Source organism: Candidatus Dadabacteria bacterium, from assembly GCA_026706695.1.
GTDB lineage: Bacteria > Desulfobacterota_D > UBA1144 > Nemesobacterales > Nemesobacteraceae > Nemesobacter.
In genome coordinates, this window is record JAPOYE010000091.1 from 1 (window position 1) to 2,221 (window position 2,221).

The following is a 2,221-nucleotide window of genomic DNA, read 5'->3' on the forward strand; positions in this document are numbered from 1 at the left end:
TAATATGAAAATACCGATTCTGTGGTTCATAAACGTATCCCTCCTTGATGATTTTTAACACCGGAACTATAAGCATCAAGTCTTATCGCAGTTTTGATATATTAGGAACCTCTAAAAATAGGTTTTCTCCAAGATTGCGAACTGATGTTTCTATCTGTTCCCTCAACATGAACTGTTTCCGTCTTACAAGACGGTTCTCAGTTCATTTCCCAGTATTTTCCCGCTCACTTCCCTTCTCTTCTCCCTTACCGCTATCCCAAAATTCTTTCAAGATAAACCAACTGCCGCTATACGCCAGATTCTTAAGCCCTATGTTCGCCTTGGCCCGCCTGATACCTGCGCTCCGCAAAAACCTCCCTCCCAGCGGCTTGTTCCGGGAACCCTTATCAGCTTGTGACACACACCCACTTTCACGTGGTTCTTGCAGCCCCACGCTTCTTTGTCCATCTCGCGTCTGTATCCTTCTGAGCGCGCTTTTGTTTCTTCCACTTTCCTGCCTCCGGACTTCCAGTCTGCACCCGCTGCCCTGTAACTTGACAGGGAAGGGTGAGCAGATACACTTTTTCGCTGTCTAAAGCTTAACTGAGATATGAAGGTATTTTTAGAGGTGACCTTGAATTTTACGGAAGGAGTTATTAAGAGTGAAATTTAAAACATACGGAATAGTTTTGAACCTGCTTTTCGCGCTGGGGCTCGTTTTTTCATTCAGTGTGGACGCATCCGCCGATCACGACGGTACGGGCATAGCCGCGGGAGAAGTCGAGCCCACAAGTGAAGAGGATGTGAAGGCCTTTCTTGATCACATAATAGATTACCATGATCAGGTTTTCTCCGAAAACGCCGATGACGCCAATGCGCTGCCCAGAGAAGTGGTGATATACAACAGGGACATCAGGCGGGAAGGACCTTATAAAAACTCCCAGAAGAACATGTACTCAATGGGTATAAACGAAAGGGGAGTTGTAACGAATCACGCCGGATATCCCAAGCTGTTCGGTTACCATTTTGATTCGGACGCCGAGGGTTCGGCGGTAGCGAGCACCATACAAGCTTTAATCGACGGTTTGAGTGTCGACGCGCCACCGCACTGCGAAACGTATGACACCCAGAACACCCAGGGCAGAGTAGCCTGTGCGAAAAAAGTAAAGACTCTTGGTGGAAATGTTGTGACTACCATAGCGGGCCTTCATCACGCGGAAGACGACTCCGCTTTCTCTGTTCCCGACTGTGCCGAGTTCATGCTTGACACTAGCGCCGAGGATGTTTTCGAAAGCCAGAGCGACGCCAGTCTCGAAAATTACGTGAAAGGCGTTATCGGAGTATTTCAACGGCGAATGGCGGATATAACAGCCGAAGTGTTTTCGGATAGTGATCCGGCTAAACAAGAAGAAATTAGATTGAAAATCGGTGCAAGAGTATTCGATAAAATCGCTTGCTTTGGAAGCGGGGATTTCGAACATGAAAACATATATGTCTTCGTAATGGATGCGAACCTGGAAGCCTCCACGGTGCTTTTCAACGGAAACAACTTTGACTTGAACGGCGCCAGCCTCGAATTGAATGATGATAGTTTGCCGGGAGATGACAAAAGTATAGCGAGACTGTTTAACAGAGAATTAGGAGAAGGAACAAGCACCTACGTTAACTATCGCTGGGACGATCCCACGACCGAAGCCGACGATATTGAGGGCTGGTTTGAGATGGATTCAGTTCCCGGAACTTCATGCAAGAGAAGCTACATCGAGCTGGCAGACTTAAACGCACTGACCGCCGAGGCAGTTACTAAAGCAACTGGTCTTCCTTTCCCTTCTCCTGAACGGCCTTACATCTTCGGTTCCGGAACTTATCCCGGAGAGGGCCCCTGTAGCGATGATGACGACGGATGTGCGATCGCGGGGACGGGGCATACATCCCAGAGCGCGTTGCTTAACATGTTCCTGATAGCATCCGTTCTGTTCTCAGCTGTCTTTTTGAGAAGGCGCGCTTAGGCAAGAACGGAGATTTTCCGGAAGCTTTTTCCGGAATTCGTAGCTGGTTACCCCCTCCCCCGTAAAATTACAGAGCGGAGGGTGCAGATATACTTTCTCGCTGTTTAAAGCTTAACTGAATGTATGGCTGTTTTTAGAGATGCCCTTAAGAGGGATTTGCGCTGTAGCGATTTTTTTTGGTTGAGGTTTTCGAGCGCGAACCCAACTGACACGGCAATCCGGCATTCTCCAAG

Annotated in this window: 2 protein-coding genes; one reads left to right on the forward strand and one right to left on the reverse strand. The window is 48.2% G+C overall.

What is annotated here, in order from left to right; all coding sequences use genetic code 11:
* Positions 1-309: 309 nt before the first annotated feature.
* On the reverse strand, positions 310-489 hold the full coding sequence (locus OXG10_06980; GenBank protein MCY3827101.1) for a hypothetical protein: 180 nt from the start codon (positions 487-489) through the stop codon (positions 310-312).
* A gap of 152 nt (positions 490-641) precedes the next feature.
* On the opposite strand from OXG10_06980, the gene OXG10_06985 reads away from it, so the two are divergent.
* Positions 642-1,988 carry a hypothetical protein gene (locus OXG10_06985; GenBank protein ID MCY3827102.1) on the forward strand — a complete coding sequence of 449 codons (1,347 nt, stop codon included), beginning with the start codon at positions 642-644 and terminating at the stop codon, positions 1,986-1,988.
* The last annotated feature ends 233 nt before the right edge of the window (positions 1,989-2,221 follow it).